The following is a 3,295-nucleotide window of genomic DNA, read 5'->3' on the forward strand; positions in this document are numbered from 1 at the left end:
AAAGGCGCCTCGCCGCAATCGCAGCAGACGCTCGACAGGTTGATGAAAGCCCTGGGACTGCAAAACAAGATGTGACCCGCTTCGGCGGCCTTCCATGAACTGCGTCGTCGATCGCGCGAGTACATGGCCACTGGAACCTCGTCGCATGCACCACGTGCACGCGACGGTTCCAGCCATCAAAGAACGAGACGTGTCTTGAGGCGAGCCGCCTCGGCGGCCTTGAGTGTAGCGCGAATTCCGCAACAGGATACCGGTGCGCCTTTCGCGGCTCGCAAAGATTTCAAAAGATTTCAGATGCTGTCACTTGGCCGCAACAGCCAGTCCTCTCGTATCGGGTAATATGCGAACAGCTGGAAGCTTGATGCAATCCTCGGCAGGGGTGGGCAATGAATGGCGAGTCGGCCAAGCGGGCATGGCTTGGATATGCGGTCGGCGCGGCGGTCGTGTTGCTCGGCGGATCGGCCAGTGCACAAACCGGATTCGTCGATACGACCGGCTTCGGGTTTGTGCCGCTTAACGGACCGATCGCGCTGAACCAGGCGTTCGGCGACGGGCGGAACATTGCCGGCATCGTCCAACTGGCGCCGAATCCCACGGCAACCGTCAACCAGAACGGCTTTTACAGCCGCAGCGCAATCATCCAGGTCGACGGCACCAACACCGCGAACATTACCCAGGTCGGCGATTTCAGCCACGCTTACGTCATTCAGGTTGGACCGACTAACGCCTCCGCCGTCGCGCAGACGGGCAACAATACATCTGCGATCGTCATTCAACTCCCGGCGTCCACGATCACCGCGGCCGGAACGGGATACCTTGAGCGCATTGCGTCGAACCTGCTATTTGCACCGGAAACTGCAGCGGCGCTGCCGAGCATGGCCCAAATCAGCGCGCAAGGTTTCTCGCGCGACTTGTTGTCGCAGCTCGACACCGGCCGTGGCGAGGCCTGCGTCGATCAGCCTCTGCCCGTCAAGGCACCGTCGCTTCCCTGTCGAGCTTCAGTGTTCGTGCAAGCCAACTATCGGCATGGCGATCATGCGGACGCCTTCGGATCGACCAGGTACAGCTATGATTCGGCCGGCGTCCTCGCCGGTGGCAAGTTTTACGTGACGCCGAACCTCACGATAGGACCGACATTCGGCTACACGCACATCGCCTCGGATCTCAAGCAAGGGCTGGGCTCGACGGATCTCGACTCTTTCCATCTCGGAGGCTTCCTGGCCTACGACACCAGCTCGCTGTTCGTTCATGCGATCGCGGCGTACGGCTGGAATCAGTTCGACGTCTCTCGTACCGGCTTTTTCGGACCGATCACGCCAAACACCGACGCGAATAGTTCGGTTGCCGCAATCAAGGCCGGTTACCTCTTCGATCTCGGCACCGTGCGGCTCGGTCCGATTGGCGGGTTCACCTACACGGACACCCACGTCAAGGGTTATTCCGAGGCCGGCGATCCATTCCTGACCCAGACGGTCGCAGATCAGTTTCTTCAGTCAGCGGTGGTTAGCGGTGGCGTGCGCGTACAACCGCAATTCGCCGTGTTCGGCCCAAGGACCGACGCCTTCTTTGACGTGACCGTAGAGAAGGACCTGCGCAATTCCATGCCCATCCTGCACACTGCGTTCACGCTCGCGCCGGACGTCCCGATCTTCACACCGGTACGTCCGATCCGGGATGCCTATGTCCGTATGTCTGGCGGCCTGGGGTATAACTTCGCGCCCAATGCGCGCTTCAATGTCGCAGCCGAGGGAATTGTCGCCAACAACGGCTCCAACAGTTTCGGGCTGAACGCCGGATTTCGATACGGCTTCTGAATCGCCGCATCTGAAATCTGAAGGCCCTCCGAACCCTTTCCCGGCCGGAGCGACTTTTCATTGCCGCATTGCGATCGGCGATTTTTGTTGCGTCTATCTGCTGGCAGGGCAGTGCAGCGGCGGGCAGCTTCAAGGCACCATGAGCCGTCCCAGGGTCAACTCATCGTTGGCCGCCAAATGTCATTGCGAGCATGAACAAAAACAAGGACGTCTCAAAGCGCGACAATTGACGAGAGATTGCACTTTTGGATTTCGTACAGCCAGACTAAGTTGACTATCCGATCATTTCGGCTGTGTGCAAATCCATTGCAATCTTGTCTCGCGCAACGGCGTAGCTGGCGGGCGCTGATGGATACGACAAGCAAGACGGTCAACCTTGCTCTACAAGGCGGCGGAGCACATGGCGCATTTGCCTGGGGCGTCTTGGATCGCCTCCTTGAGGACGATCGGATGTCCTTCGAGGGAATCTGCGCGACGAGCGCCGGCGCCATGAACGCCACGGTTATGGCGTATGGCTTGACAATCGGCGGGCGCGAGGGAGCAAAACGCAGCCTTGCGGATTTTTGGCGACGTATCAGTGAAGCTGCGGCGTGGGGGCCACTGCAGCCGTCCCCATTCGATCGCCTATTGCAGACAGGCTCGATCGAGAATTCTCCGGCGTTCATATTCTTCGATATGATGACGCGACTTCTGTCGCCTTATCAGTTCAATCCGTTGAACTACAACCCGCTGCGCGACGTGCTCGAGAAGACCATCGATTTTGAGCGGTTGCGCAGAGAGAACGTCGTCAAGCTGTTCCTTTGTGCGACGAATGTGCGCACCGGAAAAGTGAAGATCTTCGAGAATGATGAAGTGACGGTGGCGGCCGTTCTCGCTTCCGGGTGTCTTCCGCTCTTGTTCCAGGCTATCGAAATCGATGGCGAAGCTTATTGGGACGGCGGCTACATGGGAAATCCTGCAATATTCCCGCTCATTTATGACTGCCAATCCACGGACATCATAGTCATTCACATCAACCCGATCGTGCGTGAGGCGATTCCTCGCACGTCTGGCGACATACTAAATCGACTGAACGAAATCAGCTTCAATTCGTCGCTGATGCGCGAAATGCGGGCGATTGCGTTCGCCAACAAGCTCGTCAAAAGAGGTACGCTGGGTGACGAAATAAAGACGATGCTAATTCACGCGATCGAGGCAGAATCGTTCATGAAAGACCTTGGCGTCGCCTCCAAGTATAACGCGGACTGGGAGTTTCTCATTCATTTGCGCGACGTAGGACGTTCTTGCGCTGAGGCGTGGTTGGCGACGAAGTTTTGTCATGTCGGCGCGCGTTCGACCATCGATGTTCACGCGAGATACTTGTGAGCGCGACGAAGCCTCAGTTGTCTGCGCTCGGCGCCTTCTGATCACGCGCACATGTCCTGGTTCAGTCGCGAGTTCCAACGCATTCGAGTACCGCTCGCTGGGGCGATGCGAATGCA

General features: G+C 58.1%; 2 protein-coding genes. Both read left to right on the forward strand.

Annotation, left to right across the window (positions count from 1 at the left end; genetic code table 11):
* Nucleotides 1–386: 386 nt before the first annotated feature.
* Complete coding sequence (locus SO156_RS45565) at nucleotides 387–1,814, forward strand: autotransporter domain-containing protein (RefSeq protein ID WP_498539429.1); 1,428 nt, start codon at nucleotides 387–389, stop codon at nucleotides 1,812–1,814.
* 348 nt (nucleotides 1,815–2,162) lie between these two features.
* Nucleotides 2,163–3,179 carry a patatin-like phospholipase family protein gene (locus SO156_RS45570; protein WP_458151631.1) on the forward strand — a complete coding sequence of 339 codons (1,017 nt, stop codon included), beginning with the start codon at nucleotides 2,163–2,165 and terminating at the stop codon, nucleotides 3,177–3,179.
* Nucleotides 3,180–3,295: the final 116 nt, after the last annotated feature.

Source organism: Bradyrhizobium sp. UFLA05-125 (assembly GCF_059803515.1).